The sequence below is a fragment of the Puia sp. genome (assembly GCF_035546395.1).
In the GTDB taxonomy this organism is placed as follows: domain Bacteria; phylum Bacteroidota; class Bacteroidia; order Chitinophagales; family Chitinophagaceae; genus Puia.
Window position 1 is genome coordinate 676,412 of sequence record NZ_DASZXR010000002.1, and the last position, 19,077, is coordinate 695,488.

Annotated in this window: 13 protein-coding genes; all 13 read left to right on the top strand. The window is 55.8% G+C overall.

Annotated elements, in window-relative coordinates; all coding sequences use genetic code 11:
• Positions 1-11 precede the first annotated feature (11 nt).
• The 13 genes from VHE34_RS03895 to VHE34_RS03955 all read left to right on the top strand — a co-directional run bounded on the left by VHE34_RS03895 (position 12) and on the right by VHE34_RS03955 (position 19,069).
• Entirely contained in the window at positions 12-1,328 is a 1,317-nt protein-coding gene (locus tag VHE34_RS03895) for a MutS-related protein (protein ID WP_325584794.1), read from the top strand.
• Between the two features lie 43 nt (positions 1,329-1,371).
• On the top strand, positions 1,372-2,091 hold the full coding sequence (locus VHE34_RS03900) for a basic secretory protein-like protein (RefSeq protein ID WP_325584796.1): 720 nt from the start codon (positions 1,372-1,374) through the stop codon (positions 2,089-2,091).
• Between the two features lie 43 nt (positions 2,092-2,134).
• Positions 2,135-3,274 (top strand): TlpA disulfide reductase family protein, encoded by a 1,140-nt coding sequence (locus tag VHE34_RS03905; protein WP_325584798.1) that lies wholly within the window; start codon positions 2,135-2,137, stop codon positions 3,272-3,274.
• Positions 3,275-3,283: 9 nt separating this feature from the next.
• Complete coding sequence (locus VHE34_RS03910; RefSeq protein WP_325584800.1) at positions 3,284-5,587, top strand: GH92 family glycosyl hydrolase; 2,304 nt, start codon at positions 3,284-3,286, stop codon at positions 5,585-5,587.
• Complete coding sequence (gene gmhA, locus VHE34_RS03915) at positions 5,584-6,189, top strand: D-sedoheptulose 7-phosphate isomerase (protein ID WP_325584802.1); 606 nt, start codon at positions 5,584-5,586, stop codon at positions 6,187-6,189. The genes VHE34_RS03910 and gmhA overlap by 4 nt, the downstream gene beginning before the upstream one ends.
• Positions 6,173-7,594 (top strand): sugar MFS transporter, encoded by a 1,422-nt coding sequence (locus VHE34_RS03920; protein WP_325584804.1) that lies wholly within the window; start codon positions 6,173-6,175, stop codon positions 7,592-7,594. The genes gmhA and VHE34_RS03920 overlap by 17 nt, the downstream gene beginning before the upstream one ends.
• A complete protein-coding gene (locus tag VHE34_RS03925; RefSeq protein WP_325584806.1) occupies positions 7,578-10,355 on the top strand; it encodes a TonB-dependent receptor in 2,778 nt (925 codons plus the stop codon). The genes VHE34_RS03920 and VHE34_RS03925 overlap by 17 nt, the downstream gene beginning before the upstream one ends.
• Positions 10,356-10,411: 56 nt before the next feature.
• The gene (locus VHE34_RS03930; protein WP_325584808.1) at positions 10,412-11,017 is read left to right on the top strand and encodes an RNA polymerase sigma-70 factor; all 606 of its coding nucleotides are present in this window, start codon (positions 10,412-10,414) and stop codon (positions 11,015-11,017) included.
• 75 nt (positions 11,018-11,092) lie between these two features.
• Complete coding sequence (locus VHE34_RS03935) at positions 11,093-12,313, top strand: FecR family protein (protein WP_325584810.1); 1,221 nt, start codon at positions 11,093-11,095, stop codon at positions 12,311-12,313.
• A 213-nt stretch (positions 12,314-12,526) separates the two neighbouring features.
• The gene (locus tag VHE34_RS03940; protein WP_325584812.1) at positions 12,527-15,868 is read left to right on the top strand and encodes a SusC/RagA family TonB-linked outer membrane protein; all 3,342 of its coding nucleotides are present in this window, start codon (positions 12,527-12,529) and stop codon (positions 15,866-15,868) included.
• Positions 15,869-15,879: 11 nt separating this feature from the next.
• Positions 15,880-17,346, top strand: a complete 1,467-nt coding sequence (locus tag VHE34_RS03945) for a RagB/SusD family nutrient uptake outer membrane protein (protein WP_325584814.1) — start codon at positions 15,880-15,882, stop codon at positions 17,344-17,346.
• A gap of 61 nt (positions 17,347-17,407) precedes the next feature.
• Complete coding sequence (locus tag VHE34_RS03950; RefSeq protein ID WP_325584816.1) at positions 17,408-18,121, top strand: DUF4397 domain-containing protein; 714 nt, start codon at positions 17,408-17,410, stop codon at positions 18,119-18,121.
• A 21-nt stretch (positions 18,122-18,142) separates the two neighbouring features.
• The gene (locus VHE34_RS03955) at positions 18,143-19,069 is read left to right on the top strand and encodes an ABC transporter ATP-binding protein (protein ID WP_325584819.1); all 927 of its coding nucleotides are present in this window, start codon (positions 18,143-18,145) and stop codon (positions 19,067-19,069) included.
• The last annotated feature ends 8 nt before the right edge of the window (positions 19,070-19,077 follow it).

Genomic DNA, 19,077 nt, shown 5'->3' on the forward strand with positions numbered 1-19,077 from the left:
AGGTAATAACCATGAGCTTTAGTATCGACAGACAGACGCTGGAAGAATTGAACCTGCTGGGCAAGTTCCGGGAAGGTTCCGTATATGGCCTTTTCAACCGGGTAAAGACGAGGGGAGGTGAAAAGTTGCTGAACCAACTGTTCCTCCATCCGCTGCAAGAGGCCGCGGCGATCAACCAACGCAGCGCCGTCTTCCATTTCTTCCAGCAGGCGGCCTTGAGCTTCCCCTTCGATCCGCAGGAGGTCGCCCTGATGCGGGAATACCTGGACGCGGGTACGCGGAAAACGGCATTCATGGCCCTCCTCGGGATGCTGGTTAAAAAAGGGCTCTCGGGTCTGATCCGGGATGAACGCTACAAGAAGGACGTGCAGGGATTGCAGGCCACCATCGGCGTGCTGAAGGGTTGCTACGATTTCCTGGCCCTGGCCGGGTCCGCAAAAGGGCCCTATGAAGCCCGGATACGCGACATGGTGCACCTCCTGGCCGATACACGCCTGGAAAAACTGGGGAAGGTGGACATCTACCAGTCCTTATCGGTAAATACCATCGCCTATTATGACCATTTGTTGAAGCGCCGGCTCCTCCCCGTGATGCAGGAGATCCTGTCCTTTATCGATGAGCTGGACGTGAATATCGCCGTCAGCGGGGTGGCGCGGGCCGGGGGGTTCACCTATGCCCGGGCACTGCCGGCGCCGAAAAATGTCCTCTTCGCGGAAGGCCTCCGTCACCCTTGTCTTCACGGCGCCGTAGGAAACTCCATCTCCCTGCGGAAGGATCGCAATGTGCTCTTCCTCACGGGCGCGAATATGGCAGGCAAATCCACCTTGATGAAATCCCTCGGGATCGGCGTTTACCTGGCGCATATGGGCTTTCCCATTGCGGCGACACACATGGAATTCTCGGTCCGGGAAGGTCTCTATTCCTCTATCAACGTGGCGGATAATATCGGCCTGGGCTACAGCCATTTTTACGCCGAGGTCGTGCGGGTAAAGCAGGCAGCCGAAGCCGCCGCCAGCGGCAAACGACTGCTCCTGATGTTCGACGAACTCTTCAAGGGCACCAACGTGAAGGACGCCTATGATGGCACGCTGGCCATCACCGAAGCCTTCTCGGAGTACCGCGAATGCCTGTTTATCGTCTCGACACATATCATCGAAGTCGGCGAGGCGCTCAAAGACCGGAGCAATATTCATTTCGTCTATATGCCCACCATCATGGAAGGGGTCCACCCCCGCTATACCTACCGGTTGCGGGAAGGTATCACGGAGGACCGCCAGGGCATGCTGATCATCCGCAACGAAGGGATTCTGGAGTTGATAGGAAAATGAAAATAAAGCTCGCCTTAAAACTTTACCATCAAACGCATTAAGAATGAAATCTAACATTCTCCTGGCAACCTTATTGTTATTCAGCCTTCCCGGCCTTTTACATGCGCAGAATTACAGCATGACGCAATGGGAAACCTTACCCCAACAACTGGTTTCCAAAGACTCGATCAGCCATGACGGCTTTACGCTGATCATGGCCAGTAACGACCCTGCCTTTAATACCGCAACGATCAAACGCATCGAGGACCTTTTTTTTATCGTCTATCCAAAGGAAGTCAGCACATTCAACCCGAACGCGCCAAAAAAGGTCATGCTCTTTATCGATACCACCTTGAATGGTGTGGCCGCCTCCGCCGGCCACACCACACACCTGAATCCATCCTGGCTGCGCCAGCACCCGGAAGATATCGACCTGGTCGTCCACGAGCTGATGCATTTAGTACAAGCTTATCCCAATGGCGGCGCCAATCAATGGCTCAGTGAAGGTATTGCCGATTATGTTCGTTATGTCTTTGGGGTCGATAACAACCTGGCCAACTGGGCACTGCCTGATTACAACTCCAGCCAGCATTATTATGATTCCTACCGGGTAACCGCCCGGTTCCTGGCCTGGCTGGAAGTCCATGGGTACAAGGGTATCGTTAAAAAATTGGACGCCGCCATGCGGGACAATAGCTATAACGATGAAACCTGGAAGCAAGTTGCCGGCAAATATGTCGATGAGCTTTGGCGGGAGTATGCTGCAAAACCGGCGATGAATTGATAACGGCCATTTTATCTGAATCTAAATCTAAACTAAGAAAAGTATGAATAGATCTCTTTTATGGATGTTGCTGGCCGCGCCGGCAACTTTGTTAGCCCAGGGTTCGAAAACATTCGTCATCGACGGCCGGCTGAAGAATATGGAAGCCCCGGCCGGAAAGGTATACATGATCTATCAAAAGGGTGGCGCAGCCATCGTGGACAGCGCCGGCGTAAAACACGGCGCCTACCAACTCCGGGGCGAAATGGAGGAAAACCAGGCAGTTGCTTTGATGGATGTCCGGCCCTCTCCATCCACGCCACCCTTCAAAGACGTCGCCTATATCTATTTGTCCGCCGACACGTTCCGGATCACGCATATCGATAGCTTTTCAAATATTACCGTAAAGGGGCCGGAAGCCAATGCGGATTACCAGCTGCTGGTCGCCGACCTGAAACCCTATAACGAAAAGGAAATTCCCATAATCGGCCGGTTTCAGGCTCTCCAGGCATCCGGTGATACGGCCGCCATCCAATCCTTCAGAAAACAATACATCGATCAATGCATCAACCTGGAAATAGAAAAACAGCTCACCTACAAAAGGTTTGCAAAACAGCACCCTTCATCGCCCGTGGCGCTCTATGCGCTGCGGACTTTTGCCGGCGATAACATCGATCCCGAAAGCATCCGCCCTTTGTTCGACGGTCTGAGCAGCGCCGTCAGGAACTCCAAAGAAGGGAAGACCTTTGAGCAAAGGCTGGAGACGGCGGAGAACACCGCCATCGGCAAGCAGGCCATAGATTTCACGCAAAACGATACGCTGGGCCGGCCTGTCAGCCTTTCGGCCTTCCGGGGCAAGTGGGTGCTGCTGGATTTCTGGGCCAGCTGGTGCGGTCCCTGCCGGGCGGAGAATCCCAACGTGGCGAAGGCTTATGAGAAATTCCATGCAAAGGGATTCGAGGTCCTGGGCGTGTCGCTGGACCGGCCGGAAGATAAGACCAACTGGCTGAAAGCGATCCATGACGACCGCCTCGCCTGGACGCAGGTCTCCGACCTGGGATTCTGGAACAATGCCGTTGCAAAATCGTACGGAGTCGCGACCATTCCCCAAAACTTCCTTATCGACCCGCAGGGAACGATCGTAGCAAAAGATCTCAAAGGGGAAGCGTTGGAACAAAAACTGGAAGAGATCTTTAACAACTAAGGTTAAAAAATGAACAAAATACTTTTTCCTGTTTTAATGCTTAGCGCGTTGTCCTCTTTTGCCCAGGACAAACCGGCGGAGGATCTCAACAAATACGTCAATCCGATGATCGGCACCCAAAGGATGGGCCATACCTACCCGGGAGCCACCGTGCCATTCGGGGCGGTACAGCTAAGCCCCGATACCGATACCCTGTCGTACGAAGTGAATGGCAGATACAATAAATCGATTTACCAATATTGCGCCGGCTACCAGTACGACGATAAGACCATCGTTGGCTTTAGCCATACCCACTTTAGCGGTACCGGTCACTCCGACCTGGGGGATTTTCTGATCATGCCCACCGTTGGCCAACTGCGGCTCAACCCGGGAACGGCCAGCCAGCCCCGTAGTGGATACCGCTCGACCTACAGCCATCAAACCGAAGTGGCACAACCCGACTATTATAAGGTAAGACTGGACGACTATAACATTTTGGCAGAGCTGACGACCAGCACCCGTGTCGGCTTTCATCAGTACACCTTCCCTAAATCGGATTCGGCGCACATTATCCTTGATCTGATAGCCGGCATCTATAATTATCCGGAGAAAAATGTGTGGACCTATGTACGAGTGGAGAACGATACGCTCATCACCGGTTTCCGGCAAACCAACGGAATGGCCCGGACCCGCTTCGTCTATTTTGCCATGGTATTGTCCAAGCCCTTCTACGAATACGGGAATGAGAATGCTTCAAAAAAGCAGCTTTATCACGGCTTTTGGGGGAAATGGGATCAGCGCAAAAATTTCCCGGAAATAGCCGGCAGCCGGATACGGCTTTATTTCAACTATAGAACGCAGGAGGGCGAAAAGATCCGGATCAAATTTGCGCTTTCTCCCGTGAGCACGGACAATGCGCTGGAAAACCTCCGCACCGAAATACCGGGATGGGATTTTGAGAAAGTGAAAACCGACGGCCAGGCGGACTGGAATAAGGAATTGAGCAGGGTCCTGGTCCAAACAACCAGCGAAGGGGAAAGAACGGCCTTTTATACCTCCCTGTATCATGCCTTTATCAGCCCTACCATCTATATGGACGTCGATGGACAGTACAGGGGGATCGATCAGAACAACCACAAAGCGGATGGGTTCGTCCATTACACCACCTTCTCGTTTTGGGATACCTATCGAGCGCTGCATCCCTTGTTCAACATCCTGCAGCCGCACAGGACCTCGGATATGATCCGGACCATGCTGGCCCATTATGACCAGAGTGTGCACAAGATGCTGCCGATCTGGCCGAACTATGCCAACGAGAACTGGTCGATGATCGGCTATCACAGCGTTTCGGTTATTGCGGATGCGGTGATAAAGGGCAATGCCAATTTTCACCTGAACCATGCACTGGATGCCTGCGTGGCCACGGCCCGCCACAGGAGCTACGAAGGGCTGGGCTATTATCTGCAACTGGGGTATGTGCCGGATGATAAAAGCGGCGTATCCGTATCCGAAACGCTGGAGTACGCCTATGACGACTGGTGCGTCGCACAACTGGCAAAGAAGCTCAACCGGATGGATATTTACGAAGAGTTCTACAAGCGCTCACTGAACTACAAGAATGTCTATGACCCGTCTACCGGCTATATGCGCCCCAAACGCAGTGACGGAACCTTTAGAAAGGACTTCGATGTCATGGAAACAAACGGGCAGGGCTTCGTGGAAGGGAATGCCTGGAACGAGAGCCTGTACGTCCCCCAGGACCCGGCGGAGATGATAAGAATGATGGGCGGAAACAAACGCTTCGTGCCGCACCTGGATTCGTTGTTCACCATGGACCTGCCGGATAAATATTTTGCGGAAACGGAGGACATTACCCGTGACGGGCTTATCGGCAACTATGTGCATGGGAACGAACCCTCGCATCATATTGCCTATTTGTACGACTGGACGGATCAGCCCTGGAAAACACAGCAAAGGGTGCGCATGATCCTGAAGAAAATGTACCTGCCCACGCCGGATGGATTGAGCGGCAATGACGATTGCGGGCAAATGAGCGCCTGGTATATTTTCAGCGCTTTGGGGTTCTATCCCGTTGCCCCCGGCTCGGATCAATATGCGCTGGGAAGCCCCTCGGTCAAAAACGCAACGCTAAACCTGGAGAACGGGAAGACATTTGTCGTGGAAGCCATCGACCAAAGCGATAAAAATGTCTATGTGCGAAAAGCGTTGCTGAACGGCCGGCCGCTGGACCGCCGGTATATCACCCATGACGAAATCATGGCCGGGGGAAAGATCATTTTCTACATGAGCGATAAACCCAATAAAAAAGTATGAATGTCATGTCGCACCTGGATACGATAAAAGGTAATTTTCAGGAGGCCAAAAAAGTATTGGAGGAGTTCATCAATACCGAAAGGAATTGGGACGATATGGAACTTGCCGGCGAGCTTTTGGTGACCGCCCTTCGAAACGGGAATAAGATCTTCTCCTGCGGCAATGGCGGCTCTATGTGCGATGCCATGCACTTTGCGGAGGAGCTGACGGGCCGTTTTCGGAGGAACCGTATTGCTTTGCCGGCGTTTGCACTAAGCGATGTTGCTCATATCACCTGTGTCGCCAACGATTTTGGATACGAGCATGTGTTTTCCAGGAGCATTACCGCCCTGGGTAGCGCCGGTGACGCACTGCTGGCGATCAGCACAAGCGGCGATTCGCCCAATATCATCCATGCAGCCAGGGCAGCCAGAACGAAAGGCATGGCGGTAGTTGCCTTGACCGGGGCAACTGGTGGCGCCCTGGCCGCGACAGCCGATATCGTTTTATGCTCGCCCAAAAGCCAATACTCCGACAGGATACAGGAGATCCATATCAAGATCATTCATTCCCTGGTACAGTACATCGAGCTTTCTTTAGCGTTGTATGATGAGAACCAATAACTACCGCCCGGCGTTTATCGTCATTACGATCCTGTTCTTTATGTGGGGTTTTATTACCTGCATGAATGATATCCTGGTGCCCTTTCTCAGAAAGCTTTTTGCCCTGACCTATTTTCAGGCCATGCTCGTTCAGTTTTCTTTTTTCGGCGCCTATTTCATTGGCTCTTTGATCTACTATATTGTATCGGTCGGCAAAGGAGATCCCATCGCCCGAATAGGATATAAGAAGAGTATCATTGCAGGTTTGCTGTTGTCGGCCGTCGGGTGCTTATTGTTTTATCCGGCCGCCTCCGGCCGGCTGTATGGACTCTTCCTTTTCGCCTTATTTGTGCTGGGTCTCGGCTTTACGGTCTTACAGGTCTCGGCAAATCCTTTTGTGGCCATACTGGGGGAACCCGGGACGGCATCCAGCCGTTTGAATCTCAGCCAGGCCTTCAACTCGCTGGGAACAACCCTCGCGCCGGTCGCGGGCGGCTATTTTGTCTTCCATAATTTTGCCGCAAAGGGTATGCCCGCAGAAAGCATCAAGATCCCTTATTTATTATTTGCGGGTATCTTTGTTATCCTCTCCATTATCGTACGGGTCTCGCCGCTGCCCGAGTTTGAGCATGCCGCGCCCGCGGGAAGAAAAGCGGGCGCTTTAAACTATCGCCATTTACGCCTCGGCATGCTGGCCATCTTTACTTATGTGGGTGCAGAGGTGGGCATCGGCAGTTTTCTCATCAGTTACCTGCATGAGTCGGTGGGTTTTTCCGAGCTGGCGGCGAAGTCTTACCTGGCATTTTACTGGGGCGGCCTTATGATCGGGCGGTTTATGGGTTCTGCCGTGTTCGATAGCGCAGCGGCAAGCAGCCGGAAATGGGCCTACATCCTTGGCGCCGCTTTATTGACCTTTGGAATGATCTTTTCTATGGTCTGGATCGAGAGCGGGTTTACGTTCCGCTTCAGTACCGCCACTCCCTTCCTGGCGATTATTTTTCTAAACGCCGGCGCTTTTTACATCGGGAAGGCTTCTCCCGATCGGACCCTGGCCGTCTTTGCCTTACTGTCGATCGGCTTATTAGCTGCCGCCTTGCTTACGGGGGGGCTGGTATCCGTATGGGCATTGATTGGTATCGGGCTGTTCAATTCCATCATGTGGTCCAACATCTTTACGCTGGCCATAAGCGGATTGGGTAAAGATACCGGCCAGGGGTCTTCCTTATTGATCATGGCCATTTTGGGTGCTGCGTTCATTCCCTTGTTGCAAGGCGGTATAGCAGATCGTATAGGCCTTCATCATTCCTTTATCGTCCCCGTGTTCTGCTACGCTTACCTGGTTTATTATGGTTGGCGGGGGTACAGGCCCGGGGCTGGCTTCTGCTCATCTTCAGCATCCATTGAACCGCATGAAAAAAAGTATTAGCAGCATCCTGGCCGTATGCATCCTCCTGTCGGGCCGGCTCAGCAGTTATGGGCAATCGGGACAGGGCCTTGTCCATGGAATGGTTACCGACAGCCTGTCCCATGCTGTGCTGGAAGAGGCTACTGTATCACTGGTGCGGCTACCCGATGGAAGACTGGCGGGCCGTCGTACCAGCGGGAGGGCGGGCTTCCGGTTCCGCGGGCTCGTACCGGGGAATTACCGGCTTATCACCACCTATGCCGGCTATGTGCCCGACACCTTGTCGCTGACCGTTGCTCCCGTTGTCGGCAACCGGGAAGACACATTGGCTGGCGTATGGGTCCGTATCCGGCTGCAGCATGTTTCCCAGTCGCTTGAGGAGGTGGTGGTAAAGGCGGCGATAGCCCCTGCCACGGTTCATGGCGATACCATTTTGTTCAACGCGGGAGCCTTTGCCACCAGGCCTTATGCAACCGTGGAGGACCTGCTGAGGAAGCTGCCGGGCGTAGTGGTGGACCATGACGGCAATGTCACTATGCAGGGAAAGAAGATCGACAAGGTATTGATAGACGGAAAGGAATTCTTTTTGGGCGACCTGAAAGTGGCGACGAGGAATCTTCCCGCGGAGATCGTATCGGGGATCGAGACCTTCGATACGCAAAGCGATCAGTCGCGGCTGATGGGCATCAAAGACGTCGCGACCACCAGGACCATGAACATCAAGGTCAGGGCAGACCGCAAGACCGGGTATTTTGGAAAAGCCTATGCCGGCGCCGGCAATGACGACGGCTATTCCGCCGGCGGCACGCTCACGCTGATGTCCCCGAAGGGGATGGCGATGGGGGTATTCAATTCCAACAACATCAACAACCAGTTCTCCGGCGGGGAAACAGGACCCGTACAGCCCGGCACGGGCCGGCAGCGTTTCACCAGCGGCAACCTGCTCTTCCAGGGTCAAATAAGCAAAAAGCTGATGACGACCTTCAACGGAACGCAGGGAGGGCAGGACATGAAAATGACGCAAACTTCCCATCGCCAGACCTTCTTCCCCGATTCCTCGCTGGTGGAGGACCGCCAGAGCCGCAGTTCCTCCCTTAGTTCGAACCGGGACCTCAGCGCCGAAGTCAAATACCAGGTCGACAGCTCTACTATCCTCATCTGCCGGTCCGGCTGGAGGGCCGATAACCAGTCGTCCGGCAATTTCGATACCGTGGCCACCAGGACGGTCAGGGGGCATTCACCGGTCGGGGCGGGCTATCTCAGCAATAGCGGCATCACCAGCAACAGCTCGGACGGCAGCGGGTATTCATTCAACAATATCCTTGAATTCAATCACCACTTTCACAAAAAAGGGCGGGACCTCTCCATAAGCCTTATGCAGAGCACACAGTCGCGGCAGCTTGGTTCCGGCCTTTATTCCCGGATCGGCGCCTTCGACAGTGCGGGTAATGCCGGGCCGCCCACCTGGGTGCACCAGCGGTCTTTGCAACAGAATGGCGCCGGGAACTATAGCGCCAGCCTGTCTTTTTCGGAACCGCTGGGCAGGCATGGCGTCTTCAGCATCGGGTACAGCGCCAACGTCAACAGCAGCCGGTCCGACAGGCAAAGCTTCGATTATGACTCTGTAACGGGGCGGTATGACCGCCCGGATACGCTGACGACCAACCGGTTCAGCAGCCGGCTTGTCACCCACCGGGTATCGGCGGGCTACAATTTTACGGCTGGCAAGTTCAATTACGTCCTGGGGACGGACGCGGAGCCGGCCGACATGCTGAATAGCAACTTTACCCGGGACAGCCGTATCCACCAGCGATATGTCAACTGGTATCCCCGGGCTAACCTGAGCTGCAACCTTGCTACAGGGAAGACGCTGATCCTTTACTATGCGGGTGCTGCCATGCAGCCGACGATAGACCAGCTGCAACCCGTGCCCGATATCAGCAATCCCCTGTTCGTCCGCATCGGCAACCCGGACCTGCATCCGCAGTTCAACCATAACGTCAACGCTATCTTCAACAGTTTCAATACCCGCACATTCCGGAACATCCAGGCCATGCTCTCGGGAAATTTTACGCAGGAGAAGATCACCGGTGCTATTCACCTGCTGCCGGGCGGCGTGCAGCAGCAACAATTTGTGAATGTCAACGGCGCATACAACCTCCTGCTGTCGCTGACCTATGGATTTGCGCTGCCGGGAAAAAGCCATCCGGGCAATGGCAGCCTCGACCTCCATGGACAATATATGCATGACATCGGCTTTGCAGGGCAGCAGCAGACTGCCACAAACTCGGGCGGACTGGGCGGACTGCTCAAGCTCAATTATCACCCGACGCCGAAATGTTATGCAGAAGGCTCTGCCGACCTGGACTACAGCGGCGCGGGATATAATACAGCGGGCGGATCGTCGGCCACCCGGATCTGGCAACAGAGCTACAACCTGTCCCTTTCGTATGAGCTGCCGCTGAACCTGTCATTGAGCAGCAGCTGCAACCTGCGCGCCACGGCGGCCCGGGGCACGGCGCCTTCTCCGACCGTTCTCTACTGGAATGCCGCGGTGGCCAGGAAGCTATTCCACAACCAGGCCGGGGAGGTCCGTTTCTCCGTCTTCGACCTGCTCAACTCAAACAGCAGCTATGCCCAATTCACGACAACCTATTCGGTCGAGACCCGGCAGGCCAATGTGCCCGGCCGCCAGCTGCTGCTGAGCATGACCTATAATATCCAGCGTTTTGCTTCTGCCCACGGGCCCTCTTCCCACGGGCCCTCGCTGTTCGAAAAGTAGAGTGCAGGTGGGGAGCATCCGGACATTTGCCTATCTTCGTTCCAAAGGCTCTGTTTTTGTCCGCACTTCCCCCATACGAGGAAAAGCAACTGCTCCGTGCCCTGACCACAGGTGACCGGCCTGCCTATACGGCCCTCTATTCCCGGTACCTCGACTCCCTCTTTCAATACATCTTCCTGTTCACCGGCGAAAAAGAGACCGCCGAAGAGATCACCCAGGACGTCTTTCTCAAGATCTGGGAAAAGCGTGCCACCCTGGGAGAGTTAGACTCCTTCAAGGCCTACCTCTTCCGCGCGGCAAAAAACCAGCTCATCAACTATATAAACAGGGAAAAGATCCGCATCCGTGTCACCGGCCGGCTCGGCCAGCGCGCGGACACGGCCCCCAATAACCAGGACACCGCGCACCAGGTCGACTTCCGCCAGGCCCAGGCCCTGCTCCGGGAAGCCATCCGCGCCCTGCCTCCCAGGCGCAAACAGGTCTTCCTCCTCAGCACCGAAGAAAACCTTTCCCTCGACGAGATCGCCGCCCGCATGGGCATCAGCAAGAACGTCGTCAAGAAGCAACTTTATGACGCCTACGGCAACGTCCGTGACTACCTCGCAGAACACGGCGAGCTCTCCTTCTATCTTATCCTGCTCATGACCCTGCTCCAGGCTTAGAAAAACTTCGGAAAAAAAGTTCCGGGGACAGGGGTGCGAACCGATCCTTCGTTTGTCTTATTCAATTCATACTGCATGGAATATTCTTCGGCCATAACATTTATAAACCAATTCGCAGCCGGTGACTACACCGAAAGCGAGCACCGGGACTTCGTTTCCTGGCTGAACAGCGCCTCACAGGACGAGGTGGACCGGGTGATGGAAGCTGCTATGAGCATGGGACTGTCCGGGTCGGGGATGGCGGTGGATGCCGGCCTCGTGCGGCGCATCGAAGCCGGCCTGGATGAATATGAGCAGTCGTTGCAGTACCCGGATGAACCGGAAGAAAGCAAGACGCCTCAGCATCTCCCCACTGGATCCCGCCAGCCCGGCATTCTCGCCCGCATCGCTTCTGTCGCAGCCCTGGTCCTGCTGCTCGCCGGCGCCGGCTGGTGGCTGGCCGCACGACATCACAAAGACATCCCCACCCAAACGGCACAGGAAAAACCCCGGCCCGATATAGCGCCCGGCCGCAACGCCGCCATCCTGTCCCTTTCCGGCGGGCGCCGGGTGTTGCTGGACAGCGCCGCAGAGGACACGGTGCTTAGCGAGGGCGCCGCCATTGTTGCAAACGCCCATGGCCGCCTGGCCTATAATCCCGGCAGCGCGGCTCCGGCTGAAACCATCTATAATACCCTGACCACACAGCGGGGTAATCAATACCAGCTGACCCTGCCGGATGGCACACGGGTCTGGCTGAATGCGGCATCGTCGATCACCTTTCCCACTGTCTTCGGTGGCGACAGCCGCACGGTAAGCATCACCGGGGAGGCCTATTTCGAGATTGCCCCAAAGCCTTCCCAGCCCTTCCATGTCAAGGCGGCGGGCCTGGATATCGCCGTGCTGGGCACCCGTTTCAATATCAATACTTATCCCGACGAGCCGGCAAGCCGTACGACCCTGGTGGAGGGCAGGGTGCGGGTGACATTGGATGGGGCCTCTCAGCTCCTGCGTCCCGGGGACCAGGCGCGTGTCAGCGAAGGGCGGATCCGGGTGGTCGCGGACGCGGATATCGAGCAGGCGCTGGCCTGGAAGAATGGTTTGGTCAAGCTAACGGGCGCCAGCATCCGGGAAGTGATGCGCCAGGTCTCCCGCTGGTACGATGTCGATGTGGAATACCAGGGCGACCTGGAAAATGCCGTCTTCGTCGGTGTCGTTTCCCGGCAGCAGAATCTTGCGAAATTCCTGGAGGTGCTCGAAGCCACCGGCTCCGTGCATTGCATCGTCGACAATAAAAAAATAACCATAAAACCCTGATAATATGATAACCTAAAACAAACAGGGGCACTGAAAACAAAAACCGGAAGTGGTGGAACACTTCCGGCGAGTCGTTCAGGTCAACCCCAATCATTCAATCCTTGCGAGACTGCTTATTGAATAACCCAAACTAAATCAAAGGTAATGGATTTTAAGGCTCTTTGGCGGATGCCCATTACGAAAGGGGCGCGCCTAACCAAAACTCTGCGTGTTATGAAACTAACCGCACTCATTGTCCTTGTCGGCTGTATCCACGTCAGCGCGCGGACCAATGCCCAGAAGATCACTCTTTCCGCCAGGAATGAATCGCTTGTCGACATTTTTGAAGAGATCCGTCACCAGGCCGGTTATGAATTTCTTTGTAATGTGTATGCGCTGCAAAAGGCGGCGCCCGTGACGGTGGAGGTTAGGAATGCACCGGTGGAAGAGGTGCTGGCAAAGATCTTCCGCGATCAGCCGCTCACCTGGTCGATCCTTAACGGGAAGACGATCGTCGTAAAAGAAAAGGTGGCCCCGCCGCCCGCGGCGCCTGACACCTTCCATCTTTCCGCTGCGGTGGATGTCATAGGTATCGTCCAGAACGAGCGGGGCCAACCTTTGGCCGGCGCAACGGTGGCAGTAAAGGGTCGAAGCAAGGGGACGGTCACCAACGAAAACGGGCTGTTCATCCTCAAAGGCGTGGCTGTCAAATCACAGCTGGTGATCAGTTTCATCGGGTATACCAGCGAAGGCATGACCGTCGATGAGACCCCCCGGCTGCTCACCGTTACCCTGAAGATTGCCGCAAATGAGCTGGATCAATCGGTCGTTCAGGCCTACGGCCTTACCAGCCAGCGGTTGACCACCGGGAACATCGCCCGGGTAAGCGCGGAGGAGATCGGGAAACAGCCGGTGATGAATCCCTTGCTGGCGCTACAGGGAAGGGTGGCCGGCATGGTCGTCACTCCTACCACCGGCTATGCCAGCGGCGTGGTTAAAGTAGAGATCCGGGGACGGAACACGATCAACCCGGGCATTACCTCGGATCCCTTATACATCATCGACGGGGTGCCGCTCACCGTTCTGGAGGTATACGGGTCCTCGTCCTACCAAACCGGTTCGTCGGGCTTCCTCCAATCCATCGGCTCCTTTTCGCCGGCGGGCGGTCAGAGCCCACTCTTCAGCCTCAATCCGGCCGACATCGAAAGCATAGAAGTCCTCAAAGATGCCGACGCCACCGCTATTTACGGCTCCCGGGGGGCCAATGGGGTCATCCTTATCACGACGAAAAAGGGCAGCGCCGGCAAGACGAAATTCAATTTGAACCTGACCCAGGGGACGAGTGCGGTGACGAAGCGGTGGGCCATGCTGAATACCCCGCAATACCTGCAGATGCGCCGGGAAGCCTTCAGAAATGATGGTATTGCGCCCACGCCAGGCAATGCGCCCGACCTGCTGTTATGGGATACCACCCGGTATACGAACTGGCAGGGCCAATTGTGGGGTGGGATGGGCCAGGTCTCGAACCTGCAGGCGGAACTCACCGGGGGGGACGACCGCACGGTTTTTCGCCTGGGAGCCGACTATAGCCGGACAACGGATGTCCTCACCAAAAGCGGGGCCAACCAGCGGGCCAGCCTGTCTTTCAACCTGAACCATCACAGCCTGAACCAGAAATTGACCCTCTCCCTCACGGCCAACTACTCCTATGCCCTGATCAACAACATCTTTACGGCCTCCGCCACCTACCTGGCCCCGGACGCCCCGGCCATCTACAATTCAGCAGGGGGACTGAACTATGCGCCCTGGGACTCCGCAGGTATCGGCTACGCCTATCCCTTCAATAGCCTGCTGTCCCCTTACACCTCGCACACCAATTTTCTTCAAAGCAGCCTGCTATTAGGTTACAACCTGGCGAAGGGCTTCAATGTCAAACTCAGCCTGGGCTACAACAACACCGATGTCGGCACGAGCTTGCTGGAGACCATCGCCTCCAGGGATCCGGCCACGAATCCCACCGGCAGTGCCGTATTCAGCGATAACAAGAATGGCAACTGGATCATCGAGCCGCAGTTGACCTATAACCGGTTTATCGGTCCGGGCAAGTTGAGTTTCCTGGCCGGCGCCACCGAGCAGTTCTCGCAAACAGACGGCACCAGCAGCTATGGATTGGGATATACCAACGACGCCTTTATCCGCTCGATCGCCAACGCTCCCGTGGTCCTGAACGGCGAAAGTTATGCGCAATACAAATATGCCGGGATCTTTACGAGCATCAACTACAATTGGGGAAATAAATACATCCTCGATCTCGTTGGCCGGAGGGATGGTTCCTCCCGGTTTGGTCCCGGGAGACAGTACGGCAATTTCGGTTCCGTGGGCGCCGCCTGGATCGTCTCCGAGGAGAACTGGTTCAAAAAGGCCCTGCCCGCCGCCATCAGTTTCGTCAAGCTCAGGGGCAGCTATGGCCTTACCGGCAGCGACGGCGTCGGCGATTACCAATACCTTTCTCAATGGGGAACCAGCCCGATTGTCGGCAGCACCCCGTTGTATACGTATGGCGGCGTGACCCCGCTGGTCAACACCCATGCCGTCGACCAGGATTATCACTGGCAGGTGAATAAGAAATTGGAAGGGGCGCTGAAACTGGGTTTTCTCAAAGACAGCCGTTTCGATATGGAGGTCAGCTATTACCAGAACCGGTGCGGAGACCAGCTCCTCCAATACCCTACCGCGGCCTTTACGGGCTTCACCGCCGTTACCGCCAACTGGCCGGCCAATGTGCAGAACAACGGCTGGGAGATCGTCCTCAACGCCGGCATTATCAACGGCAAGGACTTCTCCTGGATCGCGCGTTTCAATATGGGCATCAACCGCAACCGGCTGCTCTCTTATCCCGGCCTGCTCAACTCTCCCTTTGCTACCCTGTATAAAGTCGGCAAATCCCTGAATGAAAAATACCTGCTGCATTACACCGGTGTGGATCCCCTCACCGGGCAATACAGCTACCTGGACTATAACCACGACGGGCAGATTACCACAGACTATGGCGTCGCGCCGGGGGCGGCCGACGACGACCGGCGGGTGACCATCGATTTGAGCCCTGCCTATTCGGGCGGTTTGGGAAATGAGTTCCGGTATAAAAATTATAGCCTGAGCTTTTTCCTGCAATTCATCAAACAACGGGGGGTAAACGCCTATTACGGCCCGGGGGTTTTGCCTGGTCAGTTGGGCAATGTATCAACCGATATCTTCAACAGCCATTGGCAGAAGCCGGGCGATAAGGCGGCGTTCGCAAGGTTCACGACCACCGGAACTGCCACTGATCAGTTTTTTCAATTCTCGGACGGGGCCTATACCGACGCGTCCTTTATCCGCCTGTCCAATATTGCCTTTTCCTACGCCTTGCCGCCGGCAAGTGTAAAAAAAGCCCATTTGGAGGGCTGCCGGCTGTTCCTGCTTGCTGAAAATATCCTGCTGATCACCCGGTATAAAGGCATCGATCCTACCTCCGGCTATTTCGGCGCCCTGCCGCCCCCCTTGATCTTTACCGGCGGACTATCCCTTAACTTTTAACACCCAGCATTATGCATACCCATCATAAGCCGTTCTCCATTCTCCTGGTCCTTTTCCTTTCGGGATCACTGTCCTGTAAGAAACTGGTCTCCATTCCCGAGCCCATCAATACGCTCACCACGACGGAAGTGTTCACCACGGATGCACAGGCGAATTCCGCCATGGCCGGCGTATATAGCGAAATGATCAACGGCACCAACCCCAACATGGGATCCACCGGTAACATCACGGCGCTGCCCGCCCTCTCGTCCGACGAGATGGCCTATAATAATACGGGCGCACTGCTGCTTTATGCCACGAATCATCTGTTATATACCTCGGTGAATGTCGGCGATACCTGGGGCCCCTTGTACAGCTATGTCTATGGCGCCAACGCGATCATCCAGGGGATCGGGGCCTCCACGTCCGGCCTGCTGCATGACAGCGTCCGGAAGGAATTGACCGGCGAAGCAAAATTTGTCCGCGCCTTCAGCTATTTCTACCTGACCAATCTCTACGGGGATGTTCCCTTGGCGCTCACGATCGATTTCAGCCAGACGGAAAACATGGCCAGAACCCCGCAGGCTACGGTGTACCGGCAGATCATCCAGGATCTCAAAGATGCTCAGACAGCCTTGCCTTCCGACTATTCCGTGGGAGCAGGGGAGAGGATCCGGCCCAATAAATGGGCCGCGACGGCCTTGCTGGCCAGGGTTTATCTGTATACCGGCGACAACGTGGATGCAGCCGCTCAGGCTAGCGCCGTCATTGCCAATACCGGCCAATACAGCCTGGTCAGCGATCTCAACAGCGTATTCCTAAAGAACAGCACCGAAGCCATCTGGCAACTACAGCAAAATACTTCGCAAACGGTTTTTGGTAATGCGACCCCGGACGGCTTCAATTACCTGCCCAACCCCCTGAACACCGGATTTTCGAGTAATTGCCTTTCCAATGAGTTGCTCGGGGCATTTGAAAATGGGGATGGCCGCCGATCGGCCTGGGTGGACAGCACGGATGACTCCAATGGCGCTCCTGCCGGCACGCCCCCGGGCTCGTATTATTTTCCCTATAAATACAAGACGGGAAAATACAATTACGTGGTAGGAGGTACGGCGACGGAATATTACATGGTGCTGCGGCTGGCGGAAATGTACCTGGTCCGTGCCGAGGCGGCGGCGGGTGGAGCGGCGGGCGGGACGACCGCCGCGATTGCGGATCTCGATGTGATCCGCCAGCGGGCGGGACTTTCCGCATTGCCCCCCGGCCTGCTTCCCGCGCAGGTGGACTCGGCAGTGGCGCACGAACGGCAGATCGAATTGTTTGGCGAATGGGGCCATCGCTGGCTGGATCTCAAACGGACGGGCCAGGCGCACGCCGTACTGTCCCGGATTCCCCGGAAACAGCCCTGGGCGGGAGATTACCAGTTGCTATACCCCATCCCGCTGCAGGAGATCCAGGACGATCATAACCTCACGCAGAACCCGGGTTACAATTAACCGCCTGCCACGGCGATCTTTAAAACGAACTATTTCCCATCAGTAACATCAACTGTAAAAAATGAAAAAAGGTCTCCCCGGCCGCTGGCCAGCTGTATTGCTGGCTGCGGCGCTCTTTTCCTGCACCAAAACCACCCCTCTTTCCGGCTCGGCCTCCCTGACCATCGTCAATGCGGTAGCGGGCAGCAACCCCTTGACGACCAATTTCAGCAAGGAACCGGCCGTCGACTGGTATACCAAGCTATCCTTTGGAACCTTCCAGGAATTCTCCTGCCCCGGCGGAACAACGTCCCTGGCCTTGTACCAGGCCCCCGACACCCTGGCCAAGAGTGCGCCGCTGTACAGCCTGGACCTGGAACTCCCGGTCAACACCATCCATAGCCTGTTCCTCACGGGAACCACCAGCCACCCCGATACCTTGTTTACCATCGATACGCCGCCTTTCCACGCGCCCGCCGACAGTAGCATGGGGGTGCGGTTTGTCAACCTGTCACCCGGCAGTGCCCCCGTGAGCGTGGATATCCTGGGGCAGGCCAACGGGTCGGAGGTGGGCAGCCTGTCTTACAAGAGCCTATCCGCGTTCCGGAACTACGCCGCCACCGCGGCTGTCAGCGCATATACCTTCGAGTTCCGGGATGCCGCCAGCGGAACCCTGCTCGCAAGCTATGTTCTGCCACCCTCCCCTTACCGCAACTATACGATCGCTTTCGAAGGATTACCCGGGCCGGGCGCCGGGGCGACTCCACAGGGAAGCTATCTGATCAACAACTATTGACCATAATCATCTCAACTCTCTATGCAAAATATCTTAAAAATCGAACGACTGTCACACAGGTACAGCAGCACCTGGGCGATACGCGACATCAATCTCGAGATCGGCCGCAACGGCATCACGGGACTGCTGGGATCCAACGGAGCCGGCAAGTCCACGACGATGAACATTATCTGCGGAGCGCTTAATCAAACCGAAGGCAGGGTATACATCAACGGCGTGGATCTTCGCAGGGAGCCGGAGCTCGCCAAAAAAGAGATTGGGTTTTTGCCGCAAAATCCGCCATTATACACCGACCTGACTACCGACGAATATCTCCGGTATTGTGCCGAACTGAGGCGAATGGTAGAAAGCAAGATCAAGGGTGCGGTGGAAGAGGCCAAGGAGCGTTGCGGGATAACCCATGTCGGCGGCCGGTTGATCCGCAACCTGTCCGGCGGTTATCGGCAACGCATCGGGATCGCGCAGGCCATTATCCATAAGCCCAAACTGGTGGTGATGGACGAGCCGACCAATGGATTGGACCCGAACCAACTGATCGAGGTCAGGAAGCTCATCAGGGAGATTGCCCAGCAACATGCGGTGCTGCTGTCCTCGCATATCTTGTCGGAGATCCACCTGCTCTGCAAGGAGATCGTCATGATCGAGGCCGGCAGGATCGTGTTTTCCGATACCATGGACGCCTTCGACAACTACATGCAGCCTCATAGCCTGCTCATGCGGGTCGAAAACCCTCCCCCGGCGACGGACCTTTTGAAGATCAAGGGTGTTACCAGGGCGGAGTTCCTCACGGCCACGCAAGTCCGCATTTATTTTGAGGGTGACCAGGAAGTCTCCGAGCGGCTGGTGGCAGCCAGCCTGCTGCATGGGTGGCGGCTCCGGGAGATCAGTCTCGAAAGGGGCCAGCTCGATGACACCTTCAAAAAATTATCCAGTCAATCGCATCAATAAATTCTAAG

Bases quoted from the DNA above. Each gene is read 5' to 3' on its own strand.
- VHE34_RS03895 (WP_325584794.1), top strand. From the start codon at position 12: ATGAGCTTTAGTATCGACAGACAGACGCTGGAAGAATTGAACCTGCTG.
- VHE34_RS03900 (WP_325584796.1), top strand. From the start codon at position 1,372: ATGAAATCTAACATTCTCCTGGCAACCTTATTGTTATTCAGCCTTCCC.
- VHE34_RS03905 (WP_325584798.1), top strand. From the start codon at position 2,135: ATGAATAGATCTCTTTTATGGATGTTGCTGGCCGCGCCGGCAACTTTG.
- VHE34_RS03910 (WP_325584800.1), top strand. From the start codon at position 3,284: ATGAACAAAATACTTTTTCCTGTTTTAATGCTTAGCGCGTTGTCCTCT.
- gmhA (WP_325584802.1), top strand. From the start codon at position 5,584: ATGAATGTCATGTCGCACCTGGATACGATAAAAGGTAATTTTCAGGAG.
- VHE34_RS03920 (WP_325584804.1), top strand. From the start codon at position 6,173: ATGATGAGAACCAATAACTACCGCCCGGCGTTTATCGTCATTACGATC.
- VHE34_RS03925 (WP_325584806.1), top strand. From the start codon at position 7,578: ATGAAAAAAAGTATTAGCAGCATCCTGGCCGTATGCATCCTCCTGTCG.
- VHE34_RS03935 (WP_325584810.1), top strand. From the start codon at position 11,093: ATGGAATATTCTTCGGCCATAACATTTATAAACCAATTCGCAGCCGGT.
- VHE34_RS03940 (WP_325584812.1), top strand. From the start codon at position 12,527: ATGAAACTAACCGCACTCATTGTCCTTGTCGGCTGTATCCACGTCAGC.
- VHE34_RS03945 (WP_325584814.1), top strand. From the start codon at position 15,880: ATGCATACCCATCATAAGCCGTTCTCCATTCTCCTGGTCCTTTTCCTT.
- VHE34_RS03950 (WP_325584816.1), top strand. From the start codon at position 17,408: ATGAAAAAAGGTCTCCCCGGCCGCTGGCCAGCTGTATTGCTGGCTGCG.
- VHE34_RS03955 (WP_325584819.1), top strand. From the start codon at position 18,143: ATGCAAAATATCTTAAAAATCGAACGACTGTCACACAGGTACAGCAGC.